The following is a 2,396-nucleotide window of genomic DNA, read 5'->3' as shown; positions in this document are numbered from 1 at the left end:
ACTGGTCAGGTCCGCCGAACGGTCCGGAGGCCGGGGAACGCCCGGGTGCGGGCATCGCTCTTCCTTCCCTCCCCCCGAGGGTGACGGCCGGGCGCGAGCGCGCTCGCGGCCGTGTGCGGCGGCTCGTGCTGTTCCTCCAGCGAAACCGCCAAGGAGGGACCCTAGCGTGATCACCCGCCGGTACGGAACGGGTGACGCGGCCCGGAACGCGGCCGCTCCCCCGGTCCTTTGCCCTGTTCGGAGGCCCCGCGCCGGGTCCTCCCGCCCCGTATCCGGCAGGCCGGTCACATGACGCAGATCACGCCTCGGGGCGCACGACGCCCTTGATCGGCATGGTGCCCGCGCCGGCCACCGTCACCTGGCGGCCGGGCCGCGGCGCGTGCACGATCGCGCCGTCACCGACATATATGCCGACGTGGCTGGCGTCGGAGTGATAAATGATCAGGTCACCCGGGCGCATCTCCCGCACGTCGATCCGCCGCAGCCCCGCCAACTGGGTCTGCGACGTCCGCGGGATCCCCACCCCCGCCGCCTCCCACGCGCGCATCGTCAGGCCCGAGCAGTCGAACGTGTCCGGCCCCTCGGCACCCCACACGTAGTCCTTGCCGAGCTGATCCGTGGCGTACGCGATGGCCTTCTTGCCCGCGGGCGTCGCCTCCGCGTTGATCTCGTCCAGGATCCCGGAGTCCAGCCAGCGCGCCTGCGCCTCGCGGGCCCGCTCCCGCTCCAGCCGGCGCAGCCGCTCCCGCTCCTCGGCCTTGAGCTTCTTCTCCAGCTCCCTCGCCTCGTCGAGGCGCTCCTCGATCTTCTCCTTCGCCCCGGCCCTGGCCTCGCGGCTGCGCTCCAGCCGCTCGTACGTCCCGGCGGCCTCCTTCGCATAGCCGTCCAGCCGCTGCTGCGTGCCCGTGACCTCGGTGATCAGCCGCCGCTGCGCATGCTGCCCCTTGCGGGCCAGCCGCAGGTCGTCCACGAACTCCTCCGGGTCGTCGCTCAGCAGCAACTGCGCCTCCATCGGCACCCCGCCGCCGCGGTACTGCGCCCGCGCCAGCGCGCCCGCCTCGTCCTTCAGCCCGGCCAGCCGCGCGCTCGCGTCCGCCACGGCCTCGTCGAGCCGGGCGACCTCCTTGCGCTGCTCCTTCGCCTTCTCCTCCGCGTCGTTGTACGCGTCGGTGGCGGCCTCCGCCTCGCGGTACAGCCGCTCCACGCGGGCGTGCACCTCCTCGACCGTCGGCTTCGGCTCCGCCTCGGCGGCCGGCCCCGTCAGCGGCACGAGCAGCGCCAGCAGCCCGGTCACCGCCAGGACGATGCCTCTGCGCCGGCGCGCTCCCGCCGCCCGCGCCTCCCCGATTCCGCGCATGCGTCTCCCCCACTCCCCCGATCGTGGTCCGCCGGGCCCCTGCCCCAGCAGGCCCGCCCCGGGGCTCTGGCCAGCCCCGCGCGATCACATGCCCCGGATGCTGCCATATCCCCCGCAACTCCCGCAGCCCTCCTCCACAGACCTGTGGATAACCGGATGTGGACTTGCAACACGCCTGCGACACAGCGGGGTTCAGGGGGCTCGGGGTGCGGGTGGTGCGGGGGGGGGTTCCGGGAGTTGCGGAGGTTCGGGGAGTTCTGGAGCCGCCCGGTTCAGGGGCGGAGGCCCGTGGGTTCGCGAGGTGCGGGGTTTCGGAGGTTCCCTCTGTACGGGTCCCGGGTTCTGCGACGGCGCGCGGTGGCCTCAGCGGCAGCCGCAGCCCGCCACCGCCGCCGCCATCCGGTCCAGCGCGTCCCCCGCCCCCGTGCGGTCCGTCGCGTCCATCGTGAAGAACGCGAACGCCAGCAGCCGCCCGTCCGCGTCCACCACCGTCCCCGCCAGCGAGTTGACCCCCGTCAGCGTCCCCGTCTTCGCCCGCACCACGCCCCGCGCCGCCGACGTGCCGCCGACGTCCTCGGCGTCGCCGCCATCCCCGTACCGGTCGCGCAGCGTGCCGTTGAATCCCGCCACCGGCAGCCCCGTCAGCAGCGAGCGCAGCTCCGGGCGGTCCTGGTCCGCCGCCGTCACCAGCAGCCGGGCGAGCAGGTCCGCCGAGACCTTGTTGCCGCGGCTGATGCCGCTGCCGTCGGCGAACCGCGCCCCGCGCACCGGCAGGCCCAGCTTCTTCAGCTGCCCCGCGACCGCCCGCCCCGCGCCCTCGAAGCTCGCGTCGCGGCCCACCGCGATCGCCGTCTGCCGGGCCAGCGCCTCGCCGAGGTCGTTGTCGCTGTACGTCAGCATCCGCTCGGTCAGGTCCGCCAGCGGCGCCGAGTACGTCGCGGCCAGCTCGTCCGCCTTCTCCGGCACCCGCGCGGCCTTCGGCCTCGACCCCGCCGAGCTGCCCCGGATCGCGGCCTGCGACGAGGTGGCCGGCACCACC

General features: G+C 74.7%; 2 protein-coding genes. Both read right to left on the bottom strand.

From position 1 onward, the window contains the following. Nucleotides 1-298: 298 nt before the first annotated feature. Nucleotides 299-1,357, bottom strand: coding sequence for a C40 family peptidase (locus H5J30_RS27645; protein WP_181790030.1), 1,059 nt, complete (start codon nucleotides 1,355-1,357; stop codon nucleotides 299-301). A 363-nt stretch (nucleotides 1,358-1,720) separates the two neighbouring features. Then, the coding region (gene dacB / locus H5J30_RS27640; RefSeq protein ID WP_181790029.1) for a D-alanyl-D-alanine carboxypeptidase/D-alanyl-D-alanine endopeptidase at nucleotides 1,721-2,396 on the bottom strand (676 nt) is incomplete at its 5' end.

This window comes from Streptomyces phytophilus, from assembly GCF_013870535.1.
In the GTDB taxonomy this organism is placed as follows: domain Bacteria; phylum Actinomycetota; class Actinomycetes; order Streptomycetales; family Streptomycetaceae; genus Streptomyces; species Streptomyces phytophilus.
The sequence above is the reverse complement of the archived record's forward strand: the minus strand, read 5'-3'. Positions and strand labels throughout refer to the sequence as shown.

Coding starts and splice junctions, on each gene's coding strand:
- H5J30_RS27645 (WP_181790030.1), bottom strand. CDS start 1,357: ATGCGCGGAATCGGGGAGGCGCGGGCGGCGGGAGCGCGCCGGCGCAGA.